The organism is Mesorhizobium sp. BR1-1-15, from assembly GCF_020165475.1.
In the GTDB taxonomy this organism is placed as follows: domain Bacteria; phylum Pseudomonadota; class Alphaproteobacteria; order Rhizobiales; family Rhizobiaceae; genus Mesorhizobium.
Genome location: NZ_JAIUIF010000003.1, coordinates 414,782 through 439,264, shown reverse-complemented (window position 1 = coordinate 439,264; position 24,483 = coordinate 414,782). Strand labels below are relative to the sequence as shown.

Sequence of the window (24,483 nt, the reverse complement as noted above, 5' to 3'; positions counted from 1 at the left end):
ATATTAGAGCCATGAGCATGGACGCCGTCTTTCGCGCTTTGGCCGACCCGACCCGCCGGCAATTGCTGGACAGCCTTCATGACAGGAACGGGCAGACGCTGAACGGGCTGTGCGCTGAGATGGATATGACGCGTCAGGCGGTGACCAAGCACCTGGCGATCCTCGAGGAGGCAAACCTTGTCACCACAATCCGCAAGGGGCGCGAGAAGGAGCACTACCTCAACCCGGTTCCGATCAACGAGATCGCCGAGCGCTGGATCGGCAAATTCGAGCGGGGGCGGCTCTCCGCCCTCGGCGATCTGAAGAGACGCCTCGAAAAGGAAGACTGATGAGCAACGCCTTCGTTTATGTGACCTACATCCGCACCACGCCCGACAAGCTTTGGCAGGCGCTGACCGAACCGGAATTCCACGAGCAATATTTTCTCGGCGCCCATATGCAGAGCGATTGGAGAAAGGGCTCGGCGTGGAAGATGGTCTATGCCGACGGCCGGGTGACCGACAGCGGCGAGATCCTCGAAGTCGATCCGCCAAGGCGCCTGGTGATCAAATGGCGCAACGAGTTCATGCCGGACGTGAAGGCCGATGGCTACACCACCTGCACCTTCGTCATCGAGCAGGAGGGCGACATGATGAAGCTTGCCGTCACCCATGCGGCCGACGGCCCGCACAAGCTGCTGGAGCATGTCGGCAAGGGCTGGCCGCTCGTCCTGTCGAGCCTGAAAAGCCTGCTCGAAACCGGGCAGGGCCTGTCTCGGCCGGCGTCGAAAGGCTGAAAATCATCGGTTCCGAGCCGAAACAATCCTCCGGAGGCATCCACGATGCATGTTCCAGTGCCAACTTCAGCCGTGCAGAGCATGACCAATGGCGAGACCGTGATGGCCCAGGCCGAGATCGGCGCGCCGGCTGAGCGCGTCTTTCGCGCGCTGATCACCGACGAGGTCGAACAATGGTGGGGGGCTGCCGACACCTACCGGATGGTGAAATGGTCGGCAGACCTTCGCGCCGGCGGCCGATGGGCCGTCACGGTCCGTGAAGCCGACGGCAGGGAGCTGCCGGCCAACGGGGAATTCCTCGATATCGAGGTGCCGCGGCGGATCGTGCAGACAAGGCTCTATGCCTGGGATCACCCGACGCTTGGCCGCCGGCAAACGACGGTCGCCTGGCTGCTGGAACCAACCGCCGCGGGCACGCGCCTCACCATCTGCCATGGCGGCTTTGCCGGGCTGGCCGAAGCGGCGGCCGAACATGCCGAGGGCTGGGGACGCGTGCTGGGCTGGCTACAGGCGTATTTGGGTGCGGGAAGCCGAGTGGCGGCTTAGCCGACTGGTGGCGGTGCAGACCCTTTTGATGTCAGCGTCAAAGAGGGACCTTGACTCGGCTCAAATCACATTCAACTCGCGGAACGCCCGCCCTTCGGCAACGCGTTCGTAGCCAAAGGGGGAGCAATCGATCGTGCGGTAGCCACCATGGACGATCAGCTCGGCCAGCGCCTTGCCCACGGCGGGCGCCTGCTGCAGGCCGTGGCCGGAAAAGCCGTTGGCGAAGAGGAAATTGCCGACTTCGGGATGCGGGCCGATCACCGCGTTCTGGTCGAGCGTGTTGTAGTCGTAATGACCGGCCCAGGCGCGCGTCGGCTTGATCGCCTCGAAGGCCGGGATGCGGGTCGCCAGCACCGGCCAGATCACCTCTTCGAACAGCGGCCAGTCGACGTCGAAATCGGCGGGATCGGCCGGGCCGTCGCCCTCCTCCGGCTCGGCGCCGCCGGTGAGATAGACCGAGCCTTCCGGCCTGACATAGATGCCGGACGGGTCGACCAGCAGCGGCATGTCGGCATATTTCTCGCGCGCCTCGAAGACGAAGACGTTGCGCTTGCGCGGCTCGACCGGCAGCGCCAGCCCGGCGAGTGCGGCGACCTTGCCCGCATTCGGCCCTGCGGCATTGACAAGGATGCCGGTCTCGAGCCGTTCGCCATTGTCAAGGCTGACGCCGGTAACGCGGTCACCCTGCCGCTCGATGCCGGTGACCGAAGCATTGATGAAGTCGATCTTCTTCTCACGCAACGCCTTGCGGAACAGCATCAGCATGGCATGCGCGTCGAACCAGCCCTCGCCGCTGCGGCCATAGGCGCCGGCGGTGATGCCCTCGGCCGACAGCCAAGGGAAACGGCGCACGAGTTGTTCGGCGTCCTCCAGCAAAATGTCGGCGCCTTCGGCAAGCTGTGCCTCGTGGTTGGCCCTGAGGATCGGCAGCCCGGCCTCGCCGGCGAGAATGAGATAGCCGCCCTCGCGAAAACCGATGTCGGCGTCGGCGCCGAATTCTTCCTTCAGCCGGCGGAACAGTTTCAGCGTGAATTGCGACAGGCGGATATTTTCCGGAATGGAGAATTGCTGGCGGATCGAGGCCATGGATAGCGTTGTCGCCGCGTGGGAAAATTGCGGGTCGCGCTCGACCAGCGCGATCCTGCCGGAAAAGCCCTCCTCGCGCAGATAATAGGCGATCGAGGAGCCGACGATGGCTCCGCCGATGATGACGATGTCGTAGCGCACTTTTTTCTCCGATCCGCTGCCGGCGTCCTTACGCAACCGGCAAGACAATCTCGAAGCGCGTGCCGCGCTCGGAGTCAACCGGCCGGATCGTGCCATCCTGCGCTTTCAGGAGGGCCAGCACGATGCCGAGCCCCATGCCGGTGCCCCCGGTAGAGCACCGCGCGATGCCGCCTGCTCCCTTGCCTCAACCCGCGGCAGGCGGCATAGATCTGGCATGACGACCGATCTCTACCGCCCGCGCCGTTCGGTGCTCTATGTCCCGGCCTCGAACGACAAGGCGCTGGCCAAGATGGTGCAGCTTGCCTGCGACACCGTCATCATCGATCTGGAGGATGCCGTCGCCCCGGCCGACAAGGCCGCGGCGCGCGAAAGGCTGGCCGGCATCTTCAGCAATCGTCCTGATACCAACCATAGTGGCCGGCGCTGCGAGATGGTGGTGCGCATCAATGCGCTCTCGAGCGAATGGGGCGGCGCCGACCTGCTGGCGGCGGCCAAGGCGGAGCCGGACGGCATCCTGCTGGCCAAGGTCGACACGCCCCGCGACGTGCTCGAGGCGGGTGACGTGCTCGACGACAATTCCGCCCCCGACAACGTGAAACTATGGGCGATGATCGAGACGCCGAAGGCTGTGCTCAATGTCGGCGCCATCGCCGAACTTGGCCGCGATCCTGCCTCGCGGCTTGATTGTTTCGTTGCCGGAACGAATGACCTGACCAAGGACACCGGCATTATGGCGACGCCGGACCGGCGTTATCTCCTGCCGTGGCTGATGCAGATGGTGCTGGCGGCGCGTGCCGGCGATCTCGATATCGTCGACGGCGTCTTCAACGATTTTCGCGCGCTCGATGCTTTCAGCCGCGAATGCACGGAAGCGGCCGCCATGGGCTTCGACGGCAAGACGCTCATCCATCCCGCCCAGATCGAGGCGGCGAACCGTGCCTTTGCGCCATCGGCGGAGGCGGTGGCCAAGGCCCGCGCGGTGAAGCAGGCCTTTGCGCTTCCGGAAAATGCCGGCAAGAACGTGATTGCGCTGGAGGGAAGGATGGTCGAACGGCTGCACCTTGCGCAGGCCGAAAAACTGCTGGCGAAGGCGGCGGCCGTCGGCGCATGATGTGCCGTGTTGGATTGCCGATCGCGGGCGATGGACTGACGACAGGAATTGAATGATGAAACTCTACCGCTTTCTCACCGCTCCGGACGACGCCAGCTTCTGTCACAAGGTGACGGCGGCGCTGAACAAGGGCTGGCACCTGTTCGGCTCCCCCACCTACGCCTACGACAAGAAGACCAAGACCATGCGCTGCGGCCAGGCCGTGGTGAAGGATGTCGAGGGCCAGGAATACGGGCCGGACACCAAGCTCAGCGACTGGTAGCCCCTCGCATCCACAGCCACGCCGCCAGCCAGGCGATCGATGCTGCAAGCATCGCCAAGCCCAGGTCAAGAGCCAGCTCCGGAACGAACGCACGAAGCGCGATCGGCACCGCGCCAATGAGATAAAGAGCGAGAGGAATGCGCGGCACGCCTCTTGCAACGGCGAGAGAGATTACAAACGCGAGCGTTCCAACCAGAAAAAGAACCGAACTGGCGACCAGAGCCAGACCGAGCGGTCCGGCTCGCAGCTCGACGATGGTTGTGAGCGGAAGCTTCGAAAATACCAGATTGATCACTGCTTCCACGCCTACCAAACTTGCCAACGCAACGAAGTTGATGACAAACGCGATAGTGCCGAACAGCCCCGCGCGCCGGCCAAACGCAAGAAACAGGCCTACGACGAGGCCAAGTGCCAATATCTCGGCGACTGGTGCGAGAAGTTGCGTCAGATCGGTGGTCGCGATGAGCGAGCTGCGTTTAGCCGCGTTGACCAGAAGAATAAGCGCGCTTCCCATCCCGGCGACGGCGGCAAGCCGATAAAGCGTGAGGCTGGGCACAGTCGCGCTCGACTGAACAATCGCGAAATTCTCCTGCTGAAGTTCTTCGGCTGGACTCTGATGCGAAATGACCGATTGCGGGCGGGGTGGGGCTGTTCTGGCGAGCATGTTCGTCTCCTCAGCTGGGAGTTCGGGAGCCGCGAAGACCGTAGGCCTGTTCCGATCCCATCAGTAATCACTGCTTACATCCTCTGGCCGGGATTGTAAACGGCGATTACATAAATCGCGGAATCATGCTACAGAGGCGGGAAGCTGCTCCACGGAACGAAGGGAAAGAGATGGCAAAAGCCAAGGCGCCTCATCGCACTGGTTACCACCATGGCAATTTGCGGGAGGTCCTGATCGATGCCGCGGTTCAACTGGTCGAGGAAGGCGGCCCCGACAATGTGAGCGTGCGCGAAGCCGCAAAACGTGCCGGGGTTTCCCCCGGCGCGCCATTCCGTCACTTCAGCAACAAGACCGCGTTGATGACGGCTGTCGCGGAGCAGGCAATGAGCCGATTCCGCTCGGAGATCACGAATGCGGTCGAGAAGGTTGCGACGGACGATCCGATCGAACGCTTTGCCGCTGTTGGAATCGCCTATTTGCGCTGGGCAATTCGAAACCCCACCCACTTCCAGATCATCTCGACACGCAATCTTATTGATTGGGATGCTTCGGAGTCGCTGCGTCACGATAATGAAGCGGTGCGTTCGCTGATGGAAGCGTCAATGGCAGAAGCACAGCGGCGAAACATGCTCCGGTCGGACGACATGGCAGAGACCCAGATAGCCGCGAGGGCGCTCGTCTACGGGCTCGCACGCATGTACATTGATGGACATTTTGCGCAATGGGCAGTGGCAGGACATACCGGGGAGCAGACTGTGCAGAACGTATTAAAACATTTCGTCACACTCATTGTGAAATGACGGCCTGACGTAGAACCGGTCACTCGGCTGCCTCTTCGATCTTCTCCATATCGTCGTCCGAGAGGCCGAAATGGTGGCCGATCTCGTGGATCAGCACATGGGTGACGATGTCGCCCAAAGTCTCCTCGTTCTCGGCCCAGTAGTCGAGGATGGCGCGGCGATAGAGCGTGATGCGGTTTGGGCCTTCGCCGGTCTGCGGGTTCCAGCGCTCGGCGATGCCGCGTCCCTCGAACAGGCCGAGCAGGTCGAAGGGCGTTTCCAGCGACAGGTCGTCCATGATCTCGTCGGTCGGGAATTCGGCGATCTGGATGACGATCTCGCCGGTCAGCTTGCGAAAATCCTCGGGCAGATGGGCGTATGCCTCCAGCGCCAGGAACTCGATCTCGTCCATCGACGGCGAAAGCTGGTCGTGCCAAATGCGGGTCTTGTAGATGCGGGCCATGCTTTGTCCTTTGATCCCGGCATATAGGCTTTTGGGCCACAATCGGCAAATGACGCGGCGGCCAACCCCAGGATTGCTTACGGCACCGGGAGCCGTTTCGCATGACTTGAGGGGCGGTCGGCTGTCCGACCCATGTTGGCCCTCTTATCGGAGAGGAATAAATTCCCCCATGAGTCTGCTTGACTCTTCGGGTCGCCTCTGGAATCTATAAGAACATAACAGGAACAATTGTGAGTGGACACTGACCGTCATGGCGATGAGCGCCGTGGCGCGGGAGACTGTTTTTGCCCTGCGCCGCCAGATCGCGAAGATAGAGGGAACGCTGCCCGAGCGCCTGCAGGCGCCGGCCGGCGCGGTTTCCGACGCCGGCATGGCCGCCGCGGACCGCACCGTGGTCCGGCGCGGCATCGCCGTAGCCAGGCCGGATGCTTTCCTGCGCACCGGCATCGGCCGGCTCGATGCCGCCCTCGGTGGCGATTGGGGCGGCGATTTGGGCGGCGGCCTGCCGAAAGCGGCCTTGAGCGAAATCCATGGCATCGAGACCCGCGATGCCGGAGCGGTCGCCGGCTTCGCCCTGTCGCTCGCCAGCCTGATTCTCAAGCCCAGCCTGATCCTCAAGCAAGGGCCGCGATTGCCGGTGCTGTGGGTCGGCACCCAGGAGGTTTTTCGGGAGGCGGGTTTTCCCTATGCCCGGGGCCTTCACGCCGCCTTCGGCATCGAGCCGGAGCAATTGCTGTTTTCCGAGGCGCCAAGGCTCGCCGATGCGCTGTGGGTCGCCGAGGAGGCGGCCCGCATGACGGCGCTCGCCGCCGTCATCCTTGAAGTCCGCGGCAATCCGCAGCGGCTGGACCTGACCGCGACGCGCCGGCTGCACGCCCGCGCGCAGAGCGCCGGCCGGCCGGTCTTCCTGCTGCGGCAGGCGGCCGAACCCGAACCGACGGCGGCGCCCGTCCGCCTCATCGTCTCGCCGGCGCCGGCAGGGCCGCGCGACACGGTCGCCGGGCCGCTTGCCGGCTCGATCGGCCGCCCCGCCTTCACCATCAGCATCGGCAAGAGCCGCACGGCCCTGCCAGGACAATTCATATTGGAGTGGAACCCCGATGAACGCATATTCGATGAAAGACGGATTGGGGAAGAACGAGCAAAGAATCCTGTCCCTGTGGTTTCCCTATCTCGCGGCCGAACGGATCCTGCGGCAGCGCCTGGGGCGGTCCTGGCGTTCCCGGCCATCGGATCACCGGCCGCTGGTGATCAGCCATCGCGACAGCAACGCGCAGCGCATCTTAGCCCTCGACGAGCGGGCTGAGGCGCTGCATCTGAAGCCCGGCATGGGCATCGCCGATGCGCGCGCCATGCATCCGTCGATCGACATAATGGAGGCCGATGCCGAAGCCGACCGGCGCCTGCTCGAAGGCCTTGCGGACTGGTGCGACCGCTATACCCCGCTGGTGGCGCTCGACGGGACCGACGGCCTGTTCCTCGACGTCACCGGCTGCACCCATCTTTTCGGCGGCGAACGCGCCATGCTGGACGAGATCCTGTCGCGCTTCTTCCATCAGGGCTTCGACGTCCGTGCCGGCCTTGCCGCGACACCCGGCGCCGCCTGGGCGGCGGCGCGGTTCTGCGGCGACCGCATCGTTGCCGGCGGCGAGGAGGAAGCGCTCCTGGCGCCCTTGCCGCTGGCGGCGCTACGCATCGCGCCGGAAACCCGCGCCAGCCTGGAAAGTGTTGGCCTGCGCACGGCGGGCGCGGTGATGGCCGCGCCGCGCGCGCCGCTCGCCCGCCGCTTCGGTGCCTCCCTGCTCTTGCGCCTCGACCAGGCGCTCGGCCGTCTCGACGAGGCGGTGTCGCCGCGCCTGCCCGTCGCGCCGCTTTCGGTCGAACGCCATTTGGCCGAGCCCGTCACGCTGACAGAGGACATAGAACGGCTGGTGGGCATGCTGGCGACGACCCTGAAGATCGACCTCGAGCGGCGCGGCGAAGGCGCGAGAAGCCTGGCGCTGCTCTTGTTCCGCGTCGACGGCGCCGTCAGCCGCATCGCGCTCGGCACGTCGCGACCGATGCGCGAACCCCGGCTGATCCAGAAATTGTTCCATGAGCGGCTGGCCGCCCTCGAGCAGCATATCGATGCCGGCTATGGCTTCGACCTGGTGCGGCTTTCGGTGCTGGCGGCGGCGGCCTTCGACATGCCGCAGGCCGACCTGACAGGCGAAACGACCGACGACGGCGCCGATATCGCGCTGTTCGCCGACCGCATCCGCGCCCGGCTCGGCGAGGGCGCGGTTCTCAAGCCGGTCGTCGTGGAAAGCCATCTGCCCGAGCGTGCCGTCGCCACCATCCCCTTCACGGAAACCCCGCGCCGCATCACGCCGCCGAAGAAACCGGACAGGATGCAGGCGCCGATGACCATCTTCCCGCCGGAGCGGCCGATCCGGCTTTTCCGCTCGCCCGAGCCGATTGAGGTGCCGGCCACCGAAATGCCCGAGGGACCGCCGCTGAATTTCCGCTGGCGGCGTGCGCTCTACAGGGTCGCCCGCGCCGAAGGCCCTGAACGCATCGCGCCGGAATGGTGGCGTGAATTTTCGAGCGACGAAGCGGCGTCGACACGCGACTATTTCCGCATCGAGGATGCCGACGGCCGCCGCTACTGGCTCTACCGGCAAGGTCTCTATGGCGGCTCTGAAATCCCGCCGCGCTGGTTCCTGCACGGGGTCTTCGCATGAACGCGCTGACCGCCATTCCCTATGGGGAATTCGGCATCCAGTCGAATTTCTCGTTCCTGCGCGGCGCCTCCAAGCCGGAGGAGCTGGTGGTCGCGGCCAAGCTCATGGGGTTCTCCGCGATCGGGCTCGCCGACCGCAACACGGTGGCGGGCGTGGTGCGCGCCTGGCAGCAGGCCAAGGTCGAGACGCTTGCCTACCACCCCGGCAGCCGGCTGGTTTTTTGCGACGGCACGCCTGATATTCTCGCCTATCCGCGGAACCGCAAGGGCTGGGGACATCTGTGCCGCATGCTCACGCAAGCCAATCTGCGCGAGGAGAACGAAAAGGGCGCGACCCTTCTGCGGCGCGACGACCTTCTCGAATGGGGCGAACTGATGTCGCTGGCGGTCCTGCCCGCTCTGGCGACAGGCGCGCAAGACAGCCTTGCCCTGCTTCGCCAGCTCAAGGACCGTTTCGGCGGGGCCCTGCGGCTCGGTGTCTCGCCCGACTACGCGGGAAACGACCGCTTCAGGATCGAGCAGGCGGCGGCGATGGCGGAGCTGGCCGGCCTGCCCTTGATGGCGACCAACGACGTCCTCTACCACACGGCCGAACGCCGCCCGCTGCAGGACGTGCTGACCGCGATCCGTCTCAACATTCCCGTTTCGGAGGTCGGGCTGGAACTCACGGCGAATGCCGAGCGCCATCTGAAACCGCCGCTGGAGATGGCGCGCCTGTTCCGCAGGCACCCGGAGGCACTGGCCGAAACGCTGCGCTTCGCGCAGGAGCTGACCTTCTCGCTCAGCGACCTTCAGTACAATTACCCCGACGAGCCGACGCAATCAGGGCTCGGCCCGCAGGCGGAGCTGGAAAGGTTGGCGCGGGAGGGGGCGGCCAGGCGCTATCCCTCGGGCGTGCCGCAATCGGTGACGAGGCGCATCGAGGAAGAGCTCGCCCTTATTGAGCGCCTGAACTATGCCCGTTATTTCCTGACCGTCCACGACATCGTCAAATTCGCCCGCAGCCAGGATATTCTCTGCCAGGGGCGCGGTTCGGCCGCCAATTCGGTCGTCTGCTTCTGCCTCGGCATCACCGAGGTCGGGCCGGAGCGAATCGACACGCTGTTCGAACGCTTCATTTCCGAGGAGAGAAACGAGCCGCCCGACATCGACGTCGATTTCGAGCATGAGAAGCGCGAGACGGTCATCCAATATATCTACGAGAAATACAGTTCCAAGCGCACCGCGCTGGCCGCCGCCGTCATCAGCTATCGCGGCCGCTCGGCGCTGCGCGAAGTGTCGAAGGCGATGGGCCTCTCCGAGGATGTCAGGGCGTCGCTCTCCGGCTCGATCTGGGGCTGGTCGACCTCGGAGCTCGGCGAGAAGGAAGCCCGGGCCGGCGGCCTCGATCGCGCCGACCCCATATCGCGGCACGTGATGGAGCGTGCCAACGAGATCATGGGCTTTCCCCGTCACCTCTCCCAGCATGTCGGCGGCTTCGTCATCACCAGGGACCGGCTCGACGAGATCGTGCCCATCGTCAAGACGGCGATGGAGGAACGCAAGATGGTCGAATGGGACAAGGACGATCTCGACGCGGTCAAGATCCTCAAGGTCGACGTGCTGGCGCTCGGCATGCTGACTTGTCTCAAACGCGCCTTCACTCTGCTGACGGACCATTATCCGCAGGCGCGAGACCCTTACGGGCAGCCCTATGTCCTTGCCACCCTGCCGGAAGAGGCGAAGCCGGTCTATAAGATGATCGGTCGCGCCGACACGATCGGCGTCTTCCAGATCGAATCGCGCGCGCAGATGTCGATGCTGCCGCGTCTCAAGCCAAAAGAATTCTATGACCTTGTCATCGAGGTGGCGATCGTGCGGCCCGGCCCGATCCAGGGCGACATGGTCCACCCCTATCTGCGCCGCCGGCAAGGCAAGGAGCAGCCCGAGTATCAGAAACCGGAGCTGGAGGCGATCCTCCACAAGACGCTGGGCGTTCCTCTGTTCCAGGAACAGGCGATGAACATCGCCATCGTGGCCGGTGGCTTCAAGCCTGGCGAGGCCGACGAGTTGCGCCGCGCCATGGCCACCTTCAAGCGCACCGGCACGATCGGCAATTACCGCCGGCGCATGATCGACGGCATGGTCGGCAAGGGCTACACCCGGGATTTCGCCGAACGCTGTTTCAAGCAGATCGAGGGTTTTGGCGAATACGGCTTTCCCGAAAGCCATGCCGCCTCCTTCGCGCTGCTGGTCTATGCCTCCTGCTGGTTCAAGACCTTCTATCCCGACGTGTTCTGCGCCGCGATCCTGAATTCACAGCCCATGGGGTTTTACCAGCCGGCCCAGCTTGTTCGTGATGCACACGATCATGGCGTCGACATCCGCGAGGTCGACGTCAATTTCTCCGTCTGGGACTGCACGCTGGAACAGGCGACTTTCGACCCGGCCCACATCCTGCCGCGCCATGCCGACATGCGCGGCGTCATCGCGACGCAGCACGCAGTGCGGCTCGGCTTCAGGCAGATCAAGGGACTTTCCAAGGAGCGCATGGACGCCTTCGTCGAGCGGCGCGGTTCAGGCTACGCATCCGTGCGGGATGTCTGGCTGCGCTCCGGCCTCGATGTCGCCGAGATCGAAAGACTGGCGCAGGCCGATGCCTTCCGCTCGCTCGGCCTCGACCGCCGCGCCGCACTTTGGGCGGTGCGCGCCCTCGACGGCAAGAGTGCCGCCGAAAAGCTGCCGCTTTTCGATCAGCCGGCGCTGCGGCTACGCGAGCTGGAGCCGGAGACGAAGCTGCCGAAAATGCCGCTCGGCGAGCATGTCATCCACGATTACCGCTCGCTCGGCCTGTCCTTGAAGGCGCACCCGGTCGCCTTCCTGCGCGAGCGGCTCGACCGGGCCGGCGTCACGCCCAATGCCAGGCTGTGCTCGGTGCGGGACGGACGGCGCGTCTCGGTCGCCGGGCTCGTTCTGGTGCGGCAGCGCCCCGGCAAGGGCAATGCGGTCTTCCTGACGCTGGAGGATGACGAAGCCGTCGCCAACGTCATTTTCTGGCAGCGGACCTTCGACCGCTTCCGTCCCATCGTCATGGGCGCGCGCTTCGTCAAGGTCACCGGCAAATTGCAGTCGGAATCGGATGTCGTCCACATCGTCGCCGAGAAGATCGAGGATCTGACGCCCTGGCTCACGGTGTTGCTGGAGAAGGTCGACCAGGCCAGTTTGCCGGGCGCCGGTTCTCAGGGGCATGCCTCGAGGGAGGATCCGGATCGTCCCGGCCGGCCCGCGATGCGGAACCCACCGGCCGGGCAGGATTTGGCAACACTGTCGGAAGAAGCGGAAAGCGTCATGCCCAGGGGCCGCAATTTTCAGTAGACACATCAATGCCTTCGTCATCCACCGGCGGAGCAAGGAGCGAAGCGACGCGGCGCGAGGATTCATGCCGCGACGTCTCCGCACCGCAGCGGTGCGAAACTTGACGCTGGCGGGCGAGCCCCCCTCTCGCCTGCCGGACCCGGCCCTTCGCTGTCGCTTCGGGCGCTCTTCGTTCGCAAAGCCAAGCAATTGGCTTTGCGTCCACTTCATGGACCACTCCTCGCCCCCTCAAGGGGGAGATTGGCAGTTTCAACGCTCCGCCAATTCCTGCAACAATGGAGATTGGCGAAGGCGGAGGTGACATTCGATCTCCCCCCTTGAGGGGGAGATGCCCGGCAGGGCAGAGGGGGGCGCCGTAGAATGCCGACCGATAATTTTCACGTCGAGCCGGCCGGCCCGCCCAGCCGCGGCGGCAGCACGTCTTCCGCCGAGATGCTCCGTGCCTCCGAAGGCAGCATGATCGGGATGCCGTCGCGCACGGGATAGGCGAGCTTGGCGACCCGCGAGATCAGTTCGCCGCGCTCGGGATCCCAGGCCAGCGGCCCCTTGGTCAGCGGGCAAGCCAGCAGCTCCAGCATCCTGGGGTCGACATTCGCTCTCTTTCCGTCACGCCCATCCGCCGCCATCGTGCCCTCTCTCAACATCCTACTGCAGGCTCGAGCCAAAATCCTCGTTCTCGCGCGCCAGCGCCATTTCGGTGATGGCGATCAGCGTTTCGGCGCGGGTCTTGAGATCGGCCGCTTCGAGCAGCGCCTGCTTCTCGGCCGGTCCATAGGGCGCCATCATCGACAGCGCGTTGACTAGCATGGCGTTTTCGGCCCGGCTGACGCTTTCCCAGTCGGCCTCCAGGTCGTTGGCCTGCAGATAGGAGCGGAACGCCCGCAGCAGCGCCGGCCGGTCGACCTCGGCGGCCGCCTGGTCGTCGTCGAGATCGGCGAGAAAGGGGGCGATCTTGCCCTGGCGGAACGGCGTCTTGACCGTCAGTTCATGGGTGACACGGAACCGGCACACGCCCTGCAGCGAAATCAGGTAGCGGCCGTCGCCGGTCTCGGAAAGCGCTATGATGCGGCCGGCGCAGCCGACATTGCAGAGTTCCGGCTCGCCATCGTCGCGCAAGGCGCCGTCGAGGCTGGGCTGGATGACGCCGATCAGCCGGGAGCCGGCGATCGCCTCGTCGACCATCTGCAGGTAGCGCGGCTCGAAGATGTTGAGCGGCATGCGGCCGCCTGGCAGCAGAAGCGCGCCCTCGAGCGGAAAGACCGGGATGGTCGACGGCAGATCCCTGGCGAGCCGGTAGTGAGCGTTTCCCGCTTGCACCTCGTTCCTCCGATCGCTTCGCCTGGGAAGCGCCTCCATGCCGCGATCCGCCTGTCGCTGCCCGGGGTTGTTGGCTTCCCGAGGGAAAGGCGGGCCGGATTCGTCCTATCTGGCGCGGCCGGCGCCGGGTGCAAGCCCCGCGCGACCATTCGGCCGCGCCGGCTCAGGAAAACAGCAGCGACGACAATTTGCGCCGCGCGGCAAGCGTCGCCTCGTCCGTCATGCCCCAGGCCTCGAAGAAGCGCAGCAATTGCGCCTTGGCGCCGTCCTCGTTCCAGCCGCGGTCAGCCTTGATGATGGCCAGGAGATTGTCGGCGGCCGCATCGCGCTCGCCCCTGGCGTTCTGGACCATGGCCAGATCGAAGCGGGCCTGGTGGTCGCCGGGATTCTCAGCCAGCCGGCGCTCGAACTCCGCTGGGTTGCCGAGCTCGGACGCTTGCGCGGCCAAGGCCATCCTGGCGCGCAGCGCGGCCAGCGGCGGCGCATCGGCCTTGGCCTGCGGCGCCCGCGCCAGCATCGCCTCGGCGCCTTCGGTATCACCAGCCTCGAACAGCAATTCGCCCAACCCGGCTATCGCCTCGATCGTCTCCGGCGCCTGCTCGAGCACGGCGTCATAGATGTCGGCCGCCGTCTGCACGTCGCCGGCCGCGCGCGCCTCGGCCGCCGCCGCCAGCGCCTCGGTTACATCAGCCGCACCATTGCCCTTGCCGCCGACCTTGTCGATGAACTGGGCGATCTGGCTCTCGGGGATGGCGCCCATGAAGCCATCGACCGGCTGGCCGTCCTTGAAGGCGATGACCGCGGGAATGGACTGGATGCCGAGCTGGCCGGCGATCGAGGGATGGTCGTCGATGTTCATCTTGACCAGCTTGACCTTGCCGCCGGCGGCGCGGACCGCCTTTTCCAGTTGCGGCGTCAGCTGCTTGCACGGCCCGCACCACGGCGCCCAGAAATCCACCAGCACCGGCTGGCGGCGCGATTCCTGGATGACATCGGCGGCAAAGGCCGCGGTGGTCGTATCCTTGATGACGTCGCCGGCGGGGGCGGCGCCGGCCGCAGGTTTTTGCGGTTCCGCGCCGCCGCCATACTGCACCGTCGTGGCATACTGGCCGCCGCTATTGCCAAAGGAGCCGCCAAACGGATTGTTGTCACTCATGTCGTCGCCCTTTCGGTGGCGCCAGCGGATCGGCGCACTGTCCTTGGTTGGAAACCGGTTTCGCCATCCATGTGGCGATCATGCCGAGACTTTCAAGATAGCAGCATCGTGCCCGGTTGCCTCGACGAATCTGACGAGGTCGCCCGATGCGATCGACGTCGTCGCCTCATTGGTCAGCGGATGCGCGTTGATCACCGCATGCCGCATCAGCGCCTCGTCGAGCACGACCCTGACCCTGTGCTGCGTGTCGTTGATCAGGCCAAACACCGTGACTGCGCCCGGGGCGACGCCCAGAAGCTCCATCAGCATCTCCGGCTTGCCGAAGGAAACGCGGCCGGCGGCGCCGATCACATGATGGATCTGCTTCAGGTCGACGACAGCATCCTCGCCGACCGTGACCAGGAAGAAGGCGTCCTTCTTGTCCTTCAGGAACAGGTTCTTGGTGTGGCCGCCGGCGATTCCGCCGCGCAGCGCCTGCGAATCGGCGACCGTATAGAGCGGCGGATGGCGTTTCGTCGAAACGGCGATGCCGAGTTCGGCAAGAAAGGCAAAGAGCTCGGCTTCGGTCCTGGGCATGGGGTTCTCGTCTTCGGCTGGTTTCCAGCCATGCCGTTTACGGCCAATGACATGGTCGAGACAAGACCGCCGCGCGACGCGGCGCCGAATCCTTCCGCCTCCCGCCGGCGGCCCGCCGGCCTCGTCCGGCGCATTGAAAAAAGCCTGCGATTTCCCTGTTGCAATCGCCGCGCTCTTCAGCCATATAGGCCCGGCTTGCGGCCCAAAGCCGCGCGAGCGGGTGTAGCTCAGGGGTAGAGCACAACCTTGCCAAGGTTGGGGTCGAGCGTTCGAATCGCTTCACCCGCTCCAGTTTCCTCTTGGGGAATCAAGCAATTAAAAGAAAGCGCCGCCTAGTGCGGCGCTTCTTTTTTGCCCGTAGGTCATAGATATCTCCCACGACTTGGCGAGCCAGGGCACGATCTTTGTCGGTTCGCCACAGCTCTGGCCTGTTAGCGAATCGGCAAGCTGACAAACGTCAACCGATCCATACCCGTAGTTACTTCGCTGCGGATCGATGCAATCCGCCTGACTCGGACCGTCGCATCATCTCCGCTACGCACTGGCCAGAGCGATCGCGATACCCTGTCCGACACCGATGCACATCGTTGCCAGGGCCAGTCGTGCTTTTCGGGACCGCAACTCAAGGGCGGCAGTGCCGGTGATGCGAATGCCCGACATCCCAAGCGGGTGCCCGAGCGCGATCGCTCCGCCGTTCGGGTTCACATGCTCCGCGTCCTCGGGGATACCGAGTTCGCGGAGCACGGCGATGCTTTGAGAGGCAAATGCTTCATTCAGCTCGATGATATCGAAGTCCGAAGGCGCGATGCCGAGCCGCGCGCAAAGCTTGCGTGTCGCCGGAGCCGGACCGATTCCCATGATCCGTGGGGCAACCCCGGCGGTCGCGACGCCCAGAATCCGGGCGATCGGTGTGAGCCCGAATGCCTTGACGGAAGCTTCGGACGCGATGATCAGCGCTGCCGCGCCGTCGTTCACGCCAGAGGCGTTGCCCGCGGTGACGGTGCCGCCTTCCTTTTTGAACGGCGCTGCAAGCTTGGCGAGCGACTCGGTTGTCGTTCCGGCGCGTGGATGTTCGTCGCGATCAACCACGATCGCATCGCCTTTGCGCTGGGGCACAGTCACCGGCGTGATCTCCAGCGCGAGCCGGCCATTTTCCTGAGCGGCGGCGGTCCTGGCCTGGCTGCGTGCGGCGAAGCCATCCTGATCGGCGCGGCTGACCTTGAAGGCTTCCGCAACGTTTTCACCCGTCTCCGGCATCGAATCGACGCCGTACTGCTTCTTCATCAATGGATTGACGAAGCGCCAACCGATCGTGGTGTCGTAAATCTCGGCGTTGCGCGAGAACGCCTCGCCCGCCTTCGGAAGCACGAACGGCGCGCGGCTCATGGATTCGACGCCACCGGCGATGATCAGGTCGGCTTCGCCGGCCTTGATGGCCCGTGCAGCGATGCCCACGGCGTCCATTCCAGAACCGCACAGGCGGTTGACGGTGCTGCCGGGGACTTCGATCGGCAGTCCCGCCAACAGCGATGACATGCGCGCGACATTGCGATTGTCCTCGCCTGCCTGGTTGGCGCAGCCAAAGATGACCTCATCCACCGCGGACCAGTCCAGGCCTGGATTGCGTTGCTGCAGCGCTCGCAGCGGCACCGCGCCGAGATCGTCGGTCCGGACCGAGGACAGCGAACCGCCAAACCTGCCGATCGGGGTGCGGATGTAGTCGCAGATGAAGGCCTCGGTCATTCAGAGCTCCGGTGCAGTCAAGGATTTGATTTCGCCATCGACCTTAAGCTCTGCGCCGGTCAGCGCCTGCAATTCATCGAAGCTCATCGCAAACAGCTTCTCGCGCAGCACGAAACGACAATCGATGATGTCTATGACCGCAAGGCTCGTGTAGACCCTCGTCACGCAGCGCACGCCGGTCAGGGGAAGGCTGCAGGCCTTCACCAGTTTCGGACGACCGTCCTTGGTGACGTGATCGGTGATGACGGCCACGCGTTTTGCTCCGTGCACCAGATCCATGGCGCCACCGACCGCTGGTATGCCCTTGGGTCCTGTGCTCCAGTTCGCGAGGTCACCGGTCTCGGCCACCTCGTAGGCGCCGAGAATGGCAACGTCGAGGTGTTCGCCGCGCACCATCGCGAAGCTGTCGGCATGGTGGAAGAACGAAGCGCCCGGATTGAGCGTGACCGCCTTCTTCCCCGCATTGATGAGATCCCAGTCCTCGTCGCCTGCCGCCGGGGCTTCGCCAAAATTGAGGATGCCGTTTTCGGTGTGGAAGATCGCCCGACGCCCAGGCGGCTGAAAGCTCGCCACCATCTCGGGAAAGCCTATGCCGAGGTTCACATAAGCGCCGTCCTCAATGTCCTGCGCGGCGCGCCATGCAATCTGCGCGTTGGTCAGCTTGACTGTCATGCGTATGCGACCCCTTGGCGGATAAGCGCCTCTTCCTGCATCGGGTTCGAGACCTCGATCACCTGGTCCACGAAGATCCCGGGCGTCACGACCAGCTCGGGATCAATCGCACCCGGCTGGACGATCCGGCGCGCCTGAACGACGGTCGTGCGTGCGGCCATCGCCATCAGCGGCGAGAAGTTGCGTGCCGCCTTCCTGTAGGTGAGGTTGCCATGAGGGTCGGCAAGTTCCGCCTTGATGAGGGCTACATCCGCCTTCAGCCAACGTTCCTGCACATAGTGGCGCCCCTCGAACTCGGCCACAGGCTTGCCGGCCGCGAGGTCGGTCCCGTAGCTCGTCGGCGTGTAGAAAGCCGGGATGCCCGCGCCACCGGCGCGGATTCGTTCGGCCAGGGTCCCCTGTGGAACCAGTTCGAGCGCGATTTTCCCGGCGAGGTACCGCTCGGTGAATGCCCGCGGATCGGACGAGCGCGGGAACGAGCAGATCATCTTGGCGACCATGCCATTGTCGATCATGGCGGCGATGCCGATCCGTCCGTTCCCTGCATTGTTGTTGACGATCGTAAGGTTTTTCGGGGCGCCGGTAGCGCGAAAATGGTCAATCAGGGCGTGGATCAGCTCTATTGGAGCACCTGCGCCGCCGAAGCCGCCGATCATGACGGTCATGCCGTCTTCGACGACTGCCACTGCTTCCGCGAGGCTCGCGATTGTCTTGTCCACGTAACCAGCCTCTCCCGGCACCAAGATCGATTTCGCCGCCACACGTATCGGCAGACGAGATCTTTCGGCAAGCTGGCTTGTGCGATATCATTCGTTTGTTGACATATCGCACAAGGTGAATGGATGCCCATTTCCGAACGAGACACGATGGGTGGCTTGGCCAAGGGGTTGTCCGTCATAGAGACGTTCACGGTGGAACGGCCACGGCAGTCGATCACGGACGTCGCGAATGCGTCCGGTCTCGACAGGGCGACAGCCAGACGCTGTCTCCTTACGCTTTCCCATCTCGGCTACGCCGACTACGACGGAAAGTTCTTCACGCTCACTCCGCGCGTGTTGAGGCTCGGGACAGCCTGTCTGGCAACCATGCCGCTGCCGCATCTGGTGCAGCCTTTGCTGGATGACCTTTCGGAGCGGCTCGGCGAAAGCTCGTCCGTCTCGATTCTGGACGGCACCGACGTCGTTTACGTCGCGCGCGCGGCGCAGCGAAAGGTGATGTCGATCGCGCTGATGCCCGGCTCGCGGCTTCCGGCATACTGCACTTCCATGGGGCGCGTGCTCCTGGCAGCCATGCCTCCGGAACGCGCTGCACATCTTCTATCTTCCCATGCCCTGCCGGCGCGGACTGCTCACACCTTGACTGACCCCGACACCATCCTTGCGGAGTTGGGGCGGGTGCGGACGCAAGGGTTCGCGTTGATCGATCAGGAAGTCGAGCTCGGATTGCGCTCGATCGCCGTGCCGTTGATGACCGTGCGCGGGACGGTGATCGCAGCCGTGAACGTTGGCGTTGCGGCGACACAAGTGGGTGTCGGCAATCTCGTTGCGCTCTACCTGGAGCCGTTGCGTGCACTCCAAGCTGAACTGCGGGCAGTGCTGCGTTAGGGCGCTGCCATGGAGGGAATTAGCGTCCAAGTCGCTCGAGATAGGAGAGCATGTTCCCACCCATGATCTTGTCGATGGAAGATCAAGGTCGCGGATCGGAGGGTGGGAGCCGGACATTCGCCGCCGTCGAGACGGAGATCGCGAAACTACATTCTCGGTTCAAAGCGCGACGTTTCTTCGCGCAAGTGACTGGCCTCTCACGCACCGCCCTGTCGCTGATCCGCTGCGGCATTCTTTGCGGCCATAGCCGATCCGTTGTAGGCCTGCATCTGCGCCAGCTTCGTCATGCGCTGCGCGGCCTCCGCGAGCGCCGCGCAATGCTGTTTGAAGTTTTGCTCTATGATCTGACCGTAGGGTCCCGTAAGTCCCACCGCGTATATAACCTCACCGCTCGTCGGCCTTATCGGAAATGCGATCGAGCCCAGGCCCGGAACATGCTCGGCCAGGTCCATGGCGTAACCCTGCTCCCGAACCTCGGCCAATTCCCTGGTCAACTCCGCGATCTTCGTTTTCGTCCGATCGGTATAGCTGCGCAGCTCCGTCGCCAGGATCCTCTTCACGGTCTCCTGCGGATGAAACGCAAGGATCGCCTTGGCCGAAGCGGTCGCATTTACAGGCATGGCCATGCCCGGCATGACATAGGTCCGGACCGGAGTGTCGGGCGCGACGCAGGTGACCGAGCGCACTTCGGTACCGTCGAACTTCGACAGGAACGCCGACTGGCCGGTGCGGTCGGCCAAATCCTGAAGCGGTCGCTGCGCGAGCGTCGTCAGCCAGCCGCTATCCGGAGACATCTGTAGCAGCTGCAACAGGCGATCGCCGAGACGGTATGTCCGATTGCGAACGCTCTCGGCGGTGATCATCCCGCTTTCGATCAAGGCATGCAGCAGCCTGTTGATCGTGGTTTTGGGCAATCCAAGCGTCGTTTCGAGTTCGATCGCCGTCAGGCCATGCTCGAACGGCGCGACCGTCTCCATGATCGAGATGTAGCGCTCGAGGGGGCTGTCCTTGGCGCTCGGCTTCTTCGACTTCGTATTCAAGGGCACCTACGCCGATCTGACAATTGCAACTGCAAGAAGGTTATCGTTCAAAACAGACATGAGGGGCAAGGTCGGTCCCTTGTTATTCCGCCGCGCCTTGAGCCCGGGGTCTCCGTAGAATAGCCGAACGGCCGCACGCCCTCGATCAATCGGGCTCCGTTAGTACCCGAATCCGGAAATGTCCTCGCAAATTCCGAAATTCGGTATTATCCCCATTTTATGGTCCCCTCGATTGACTCGCAAGCCAAATCCTGATTATCGGACTAAATACCGATTTTCGGAGGAACTTGAAATGGCTGAACTCCCGCGTGTGACCTACTCGAACATCGGAGTGGATTTTTCCCCGGTTCACGCTCACCTCGACGCAATGATCCCGGATTTCGAGAAGAACACACTGGGTCGCGAGTGGTCGACGCCGTTTGCGACTGGCGCTCGGAAAGAGATCCTGAGCCCGATCGACAAGAAGATCTCTCTCGGCAAGTTCCCGGCTTCAACCCCGTCAGACGTCAAGTCGGCGATCCAGGCTGCCCGAGCCGGCGCGAAGGCCTGGAACCGTTCGACGCTGGACGATCGCCTTGCATTCGGCGCCCGCTGGCGAGAGGCGCTGGCGGAGCGGAAGTATGACCTTGGTTTGGCGGCGCTATACGAGATCGGAAAGTCCCGCCTCGAGGCAGTCGGCGAAGCCGAGGAATGCCTCGACATGGTCGAGTACTACGCATCGGAGATGAAGGCGAACAACGGGTTCGTCCGGCCGATGAACATGTTGGTCGAAAACGAGACCGCTACCAGCGTCATGAAGCCCTATGGCGTCTTCGCGGTCATCGCTCCTTTCAACTTTCCGCTCGCCTTGTCGATCGGCATGGTCTCGGGTGCGCTGTTGACAGGCAATGCGGTGGTCTACAAGCCGTCGCCGGGTTGCGCGCTGACCGGACTGCTGATTGCCGAAACGCTTCGCAAGGCGGGATTGCCCGAAGGTGTTTTCAACATCGTGCTTGGCGATGGAGAGGTGGGGCGCCTTCTTGCCACCGACAACGGCATCGACGGCGTTGCATTCACGGGCTCCCATAAGACCGGCATGAGCATCTTCCGTCACATGGCAACGCTGCCCCACATGAAGCCCGTCATCGCCGAAATGGGTGGCAAGAACCCTGCCTACGTGACCAGCAAGGCCGATCTCGACCGTGCGGCGCAGGGAGTGGCGCGCTCCGCTTTCGGCCTGCAAGGCCAGAAGTGCTCCGCATGCTCGGTCGTGTATGTCGACGAGAAGGTCAAGGCGGAATTCATCGAGAAGCTGGTAGCATTCGCCGCAAAGCTGGTGGTCGGAGATCCTCGCAAGGCCGAGACCTTTATGGGCCCTGTCTATGGCGACGCCACAGTCGCCCTTTTCCAGGCCGCACTGTCGGAAGTCGAGGGCAAAGGCAAGGTGCATTTTGGGGGCGCCGCCCTGGGCCAGGGCTTTGCGGACAACTACGTCCTGCCGACGGTCGTCGAACTTGATGGTCCGGGCCGGCTGACCCGCGACGAACTCTTCATGCCTTTCGTGGTCGTCCGCGGTTTCGATAGTCTCGATGCCGCGATCGAAGAGGGCAACGACATCGCCTACGGACTATCCGCCGGCATCTTTACCAACGACCAGGAAGAGTTGCGTCACTTCCTCGACACCGCCGAAGCAGGGGTTCTCTACGCCAACCGTGCGAGCGGCGCGACGACGGGTGCATGGCCAGGCGCGCAGCCATTCTGCGGCTGGAAGGGCACCGGGGTCAGCGGCAAGGGCGGTCTCGGCTCGTGGTTCCTGCCACAGTACCTGCGCGAGCAGAGCCACACGATCATGACCAGGTGATCGAAAGAGGTCGCGCTCTTCGCCGCGGCCATCCAAGGCTGTCTCCTTCATCGGTTTACAAGATTATGCGCCACTATCCAGATTCAATGTCGAAATCCCGCGAGATGTTCGAACGGGCCCGCAAGGTCATGCCGGGAGGGAACACCCGGACAACGGTCTTCATCGACCCGTTTCCGATCTATGCCCAGCGCGGCGAGGGCTGCCGCGTCTGGGACGTCGATGGAAACGTCTACTACGACTGCATCAACAATTTCACGGCCATGATCCATGGCTACGGCCATCCCGCCGTCACGGCGGCGGTGGTGGACCAGATGCCCCGGGGATCGGCTTTCGGAGCGCCCACCGAGAGCGAACTTGATCTTGCTGAACTGTTGGTGGAGCGCCTCCCGTCGGTCGAGCAGGTTCGCTTCGCCAACTCCGGCACGGAAGGCGTCATGATGGCGATCAAGGCGGCTCGGGCGTTCACCGAACGGCCGAAGATCGTCAAGATCGAAGGTGCCTACCATGGCTCCTACGACTTCGCGGAAGTCAGCCTGGACAGCTCGCCCGCCAACTGGGGCGACATGCCTGCCTCGACGGCATACGCGAAAGGCACGCCGAAGGGAGTTCTCGACGACGTCATCGCGGTGCCGTTCAACGATACGGAGGCGCTGCGTGCCGTCTTCGACGCGCATGGAGACTCGATAGCGGGTGTTCTGATCGACCCGATGCCGAACCGCGCCGGACTTATTCCCGCGCGGAAGGATTATCTCGACGCGATGGTCGAGATCGCTCATGCCGCCGGCTCGCTGGTGATCTTCGACGAGGTGATCTCGCTCCGCCTTGGCTATTCGGGGGCGCAGGGCCTGTGGAGCATCACGCCCGATCTGACGGCTCTCGGCAAGATCATCGGCGGAGGGTTCCCGGTCGGCGCCGTCGGCGGCCGCGCCGACGTGATGGCGGTGTTCGATCCAACGCGAGGCAAGCCTGCATTGCCGCATGGCGGCACCTTCACCGCGAACCCGGTGACGATGCGAGCCGGTCTGGCGGCGATGCGCGCGTTGACCCCGGCCAGCTTCGCGCATCTGGACGCTATCGGCAGCCTGCTTCGCGACGGCATCACGGCCTCGCTTGCCCGCCATGGCCTCAACGGGCAGTGCGTCGGTCTCGGCTCGCTCTTCAAAGTCCATTTCACGGCGTTGCCGATCACGGACTATCGGTCGGTCTATCCGGGTGCGTCCGAACGCACGAAGCTCGACCTGTTCCACAAGGGTCTGCTCGACCGCGGCGTGCTTTCGGCGAGTTACGGACTCTTCGCGCTTTCCACCTCGATGACCGAGGAAGACGCACGCGAAATCCTTTCCGCAATCGACGGCGCCCTCGCAGCAATCGCGGCGAAGCAATGACGTAGCGCGTCCGGCGCCGGATCCATCCGGCACGGGACGACGCAGCAACAGATGGAAGTCACATGACAGCTTCTCCTCACGTCGTCGTCATCGGTGCAGGCACCCTCGGCATGTGCTCTGCGCACGCGCTCGCGGAACAGGGCGCTCGCGTCACCGTCATCGACGCACAATCCATTGCGTCAGGATCCAGCGGCCGCTCGGTCGGCGTCGTTGGCACACAGCTGACGGATTCGTTCGATATCCAGCTGCGCATGCAATCCGTGCAGCGCATCCGTCGATGGCAGGAGCGCCTCGGTCTCGGCTTCAACCCTATCGGCTATCTGCGTCTGGCGCGCACCTCCGAGCAGATGGAACTGTTCGCCCGCTCGGTGGAGATCCAGCGCGATGCCGGCTTCAGGTCCAGGGTCTACCAGGCGAGCGAGCTCCAGCAGCTCGTGCCGCACTTGAGTTCAGATGGGCTCGAAGGCGGCATCTTCGGGCCGGACGACGGCTTCCTCGATCCCCACGAAATGTGCACGTTGCTGGCGCAAGAGGTGAAGAAGCTCGGCTCCGAGGTTTTCCAGTTCCGCAAGCTGCTTGGTGTCGCGCGGACATCCGGTGGCTATCGGTTGGACACCAGCAAGGGTCCGATCGGCTGCGACTTCGTCGTGAACGCGGCAGGCGCCTGGGCGCCACGCGTTGCCGAGATGCTTGGACAGACGCTTCACATCCACCCCGAGCGCCACGAGGCGCTGACAATCCACCTGGACGCGCCGCTCCCCTACACAATGCCGATGGTCATGGATCTGGTGAACGGGCAGGGCACCGGACTCAACTTTCGGCACGAGAAAGCGAGCGAGCTCATCGCCGAGATACACAAGGTAAGTTCGCCCTCGCCCGAGGATCCGGACAATTACAACGAGCAGTGCGAGGAAGGGTCCAAGGTCATGCTGGCCGAGATGCTGATCGAGCGCGTGCCTGATCTGCCGGGCGCCCGGCTCGGCCGGGGCTGGGCAGGCCTCTACCCTGTCACCGCCGACCACCGTCCCCATGTCGGACCAGTCGATCAGTCCGAGCCCGGTCTGATCACCGCGGCCGGTGCGGGCGGCTACGGGATCCAGCTCGCGCCGGTGATAGGCCTGATCGTCGCGGACTGGGTGCTCAAGGGCTCTCCCGCATCGATCCCAGGCACCGAGAGTCTCGCTCCAACTCCGGAAAGAAACGTCCCCGCCGTACATACTGCGGCGGCTTGACCAGTAGGACACCGG

24 protein-coding genes, 1 tRNA gene and 1 pseudogene are annotated in these 24,483 nt (G+C 64.1%); 14 read left to right on the top strand and 12 right to left on the bottom strand.

Annotation, left to right across the window (positions count from 1 at the left end):
• Window positions 1–17 precede the first annotated feature (17 nt).
• From LB541_RS08350 to LB541_RS08340, 3 genes are read left to right on the top strand one after another with little or no spacing between them, the layout of a single operon-like run.
• The gene (locus LB541_RS08350; protein ID WP_140524680.1) at window positions 18–329 is read left to right on the top strand and encodes an ArsR/SmtB family transcription factor; all 312 of its coding nucleotides are present in this window, start codon (window positions 18–20) and stop codon (window positions 327–329) included.
• Window positions 329–775: an SRPBCC family protein gene (locus LB541_RS08345; protein ID WP_140554745.1), complete on the top strand. Its 447-nt coding sequence runs from the start codon at window positions 329–331 to the stop codon at window positions 773–775. The genes LB541_RS08350 and LB541_RS08345 overlap by 1 nt, the downstream gene beginning before the upstream one ends.
• A 45-nt stretch (window positions 776–820) precedes the next feature.
• On the top strand, window positions 821–1,321 hold the full coding sequence (locus LB541_RS08340) for an SRPBCC domain-containing protein (RefSeq protein ID WP_224618161.1): 501 nt from the start codon (window positions 821–823) through the stop codon (window positions 1,319–1,321).
• Window positions 1,322–1,381: 60 nt separating this feature from the next.
• Here the strand turns inward: LB541_RS08340 and LB541_RS08335 are convergent, their stop codons facing one another.
• Together LB541_RS08335 and LB541_RS08330 are read right to left on the bottom strand one after the other, a co-directional pair.
• Window positions 1,382–2,548: an NAD(P)/FAD-dependent oxidoreductase gene (locus LB541_RS08335; RefSeq protein WP_224618160.1), complete on the bottom strand. Its 1,167-nt coding sequence runs from the start codon at window positions 2,546–2,548 to the stop codon at window positions 1,382–1,384.
• Window positions 2,549–2,576: 28 nt separating this feature from the next.
• Window positions 2,577–2,708 (bottom strand): annotated as a pseudogene (locus LB541_RS08330) (two-component sensor histidine kinase); the annotation flags it as partial.
• 54 nt (window positions 2,709–2,762) lie between these two features.
• Between LB541_RS08330 and LB541_RS08325 the strand changes: the two are divergent.
• Together LB541_RS08325 and LB541_RS08320 are read left to right on the top strand one after the other, a co-directional pair.
• Window positions 2,763–3,659, top strand: a complete 897-nt coding sequence (locus tag LB541_RS08325) for an HpcH/HpaI aldolase/citrate lyase family protein (protein WP_224618159.1) — start codon at window positions 2,763–2,765, stop codon at window positions 3,657–3,659.
• Window positions 3,660–3,714: 55 nt separating this feature from the next.
• On the top strand, window positions 3,715–3,921 hold the full coding sequence (locus LB541_RS08320; protein WP_140493464.1) for a DUF1737 domain-containing protein: 207 nt from the start codon (window positions 3,715–3,717) through the stop codon (window positions 3,919–3,921).
• Here LB541_RS08320 and LB541_RS08315 read toward each other — a convergent pair.
• Window positions 3,908–4,585 (bottom strand): hypothetical protein, encoded by a 678-nt coding sequence (locus LB541_RS08315; protein ID WP_210239597.1) that lies wholly within the window; start codon window positions 4,583–4,585, stop codon window positions 3,908–3,910. The genes LB541_RS08320 and LB541_RS08315 overlap by 14 nt on opposite strands.
• 170 nt (window positions 4,586–4,755) lie before the next feature.
• Here LB541_RS08315 and LB541_RS08310 point away from each other — a divergent pair, with 170 nt between their 5' ends.
• Complete coding sequence (locus LB541_RS08310) at window positions 4,756–5,385, top strand: TetR/AcrR family transcriptional regulator (protein WP_140514082.1); 630 nt, start codon at window positions 4,756–4,758, stop codon at window positions 5,383–5,385.
• Window positions 5,386–5,404: 19 nt separating this feature from the next.
• Here the strand turns inward: LB541_RS08310 and LB541_RS08305 are convergent, their stop codons facing one another.
• Window positions 5,405–5,827, bottom strand: coding sequence for a metallopeptidase family protein (locus LB541_RS08305; RefSeq protein ID WP_140491980.1), 423 nt, complete (start codon window positions 5,825–5,827; stop codon window positions 5,405–5,407).
• Between the two features lie 250 nt (window positions 5,828–6,077).
• Here LB541_RS08305 and LB541_RS08300 point away from each other — a divergent pair, with 250 nt between their 5' ends.
• From LB541_RS08300 to LB541_RS08290, 3 genes are read left to right on the top strand one after another with little or no spacing between them, the layout of a single operon-like run.
• Window positions 6,078–7,133, top strand: a complete 1,056-nt coding sequence (locus LB541_RS08300; protein ID WP_224618158.1) for an ImuA family protein — start codon at window positions 6,078–6,080, stop codon at window positions 7,131–7,133.
• Window positions 7,075–8,550: a DUF6504 family protein gene (locus tag LB541_RS08295; RefSeq protein ID WP_224618157.1), complete on the top strand. Its 1,476-nt coding sequence runs from the start codon at window positions 7,075–7,077 to the stop codon at window positions 8,548–8,550. Before LB541_RS08300 ends, LB541_RS08295 begins: the two co-directional genes overlap by 59 nt.
• Window positions 8,547–11,903 carry an error-prone DNA polymerase gene (locus LB541_RS08290; RefSeq protein ID WP_224618156.1) on the top strand — a complete coding sequence of 1,119 codons (3,357 nt, stop codon included), beginning with the start codon at window positions 8,547–8,549 and terminating at the stop codon, window positions 11,901–11,903. Before LB541_RS08295 ends, LB541_RS08290 begins: the two co-directional genes overlap by 4 nt.
• Before the next feature lie 377 nt (window positions 11,904–12,280).
• Here LB541_RS08290 and LB541_RS08285 read toward each other — a convergent pair whose 3' ends face one another.
• The 4 genes from LB541_RS08285 to LB541_RS08270 all read right to left on the bottom strand — a co-directional run bounded on the left by LB541_RS08285 (window position 12,281) and on the right by LB541_RS08270 (window position 14,952).
• Window positions 12,281–12,529, bottom strand: coding sequence for a Trm112 family protein (locus LB541_RS08285; protein ID WP_140514079.1), 249 nt, complete (start codon window positions 12,527–12,529; stop codon window positions 12,281–12,283).
• A gap of 19 nt (window positions 12,530–12,548) precedes the next feature.
• The gene (locus LB541_RS08280; RefSeq protein WP_140514078.1) at window positions 12,549–13,220 is read right to left on the bottom strand and encodes an LON peptidase substrate-binding domain-containing protein; all 672 of its coding nucleotides are present in this window, start codon (window positions 13,218–13,220) and stop codon (window positions 12,549–12,551) included.
• 163 nt (window positions 13,221–13,383) lie between these two features.
• Entirely contained in the window at window positions 13,384–14,376 is a 993-nt protein-coding gene (trxA, locus tag LB541_RS08275) for a thioredoxin (RefSeq protein WP_140491997.1), read from the bottom strand.
• A gap of 78 nt (window positions 14,377–14,454) precedes the next feature.
• On the bottom strand, window positions 14,455–14,952 hold the full coding sequence (locus tag LB541_RS08270) for a prolyl-tRNA synthetase associated domain-containing protein (RefSeq protein ID WP_140554753.1): 498 nt from the start codon (window positions 14,950–14,952) through the stop codon (window positions 14,455–14,457).
• 216 nt (window positions 14,953–15,168) lie between these two features.
• Here LB541_RS08270 and LB541_RS08265 point away from each other — a divergent pair.
• A tRNA-Gly gene (locus LB541_RS08265) sits at window positions 15,169–15,243 on the top strand.
• 243 nt (window positions 15,244–15,486) lie between these two features.
• Here the strand turns inward: LB541_RS08265 and pcaF are convergent.
• Genes pcaF through LB541_RS08250 form a run of 3 tightly spaced genes read right to left on the bottom strand, consistent with a single transcriptional unit; the run spans window position 15,487 to window position 18,086 of the window.
• Window positions 15,487–16,695: a 3-oxoadipyl-CoA thiolase gene (pcaF, locus tag LB541_RS08260; RefSeq protein ID WP_224618155.1), complete on the bottom strand. Its 1,209-nt coding sequence runs from the start codon at window positions 16,693–16,695 to the stop codon at window positions 15,487–15,489.
• Window positions 16,696–17,367: a 3-oxoacid CoA-transferase subunit B gene (locus LB541_RS08255; RefSeq protein WP_224618154.1), complete on the bottom strand. Its 672-nt coding sequence runs from the start codon at window positions 17,365–17,367 to the stop codon at window positions 16,696–16,698.
• Window positions 17,364–18,086 (bottom strand): 3-oxoacid CoA-transferase subunit A, encoded by a 723-nt coding sequence (locus tag LB541_RS08250; protein ID WP_140524516.1) that lies wholly within the window; start codon window positions 18,084–18,086, stop codon window positions 17,364–17,366. Before LB541_RS08250 ends, LB541_RS08255 begins: the two co-directional genes overlap by 4 nt.
• Window positions 18,087–18,209: 123 nt before the next feature.
• On the opposite strand from LB541_RS08250, the gene LB541_RS08245 reads away from it, so the two are divergent.
• Window positions 18,210–18,971 carry an IclR family transcriptional regulator C-terminal domain-containing protein gene (locus LB541_RS08245; RefSeq protein ID WP_140492012.1) on the top strand — a complete coding sequence of 254 codons (762 nt, stop codon included), beginning with the start codon at window positions 18,210–18,212 and terminating at the stop codon, window positions 18,969–18,971.
• A 197-nt stretch (window positions 18,972–19,168) separates the two neighbouring features.
• Here the strand turns inward: LB541_RS08245 and LB541_RS08240 are convergent, their stop codons facing one another.
• Window positions 19,169–20,011, bottom strand: a complete 843-nt coding sequence (locus tag LB541_RS08240; protein WP_224618153.1) for an IclR family transcriptional regulator — start codon at window positions 20,009–20,011, stop codon at window positions 19,169–19,171.
• A gap of 292 nt (window positions 20,012–20,303) precedes the next feature.
• On the opposite strand from LB541_RS08240, the gene LB541_RS08235 reads away from it, so the two are divergent.
• From LB541_RS08235 to LB541_RS08225, 3 genes are all read left to right on the top strand, one after another.
• The gene (locus tag LB541_RS08235) at window positions 20,304–21,851 is read left to right on the top strand and encodes an aldehyde dehydrogenase family protein (protein ID WP_140492020.1); all 1,548 of its coding nucleotides are present in this window, start codon (window positions 20,304–20,306) and stop codon (window positions 21,849–21,851) included.
• 86 nt (window positions 21,852–21,937) lie between these two features.
• Window positions 21,938–23,236 (top strand): aspartate aminotransferase family protein, encoded by a 1,299-nt coding sequence (locus LB541_RS08230; RefSeq protein WP_224618152.1) that lies wholly within the window; start codon window positions 21,938–21,940, stop codon window positions 23,234–23,236.
• 62 nt (window positions 23,237–23,298) lie between these two features.
• A complete protein-coding gene (locus LB541_RS08225; RefSeq protein WP_140492026.1) occupies window positions 23,299–24,468 on the top strand; it encodes an NAD(P)/FAD-dependent oxidoreductase in 1,170 nt (389 codons plus the stop codon).
• Window positions 24,469–24,483 lie beyond the last annotated feature (15 nt).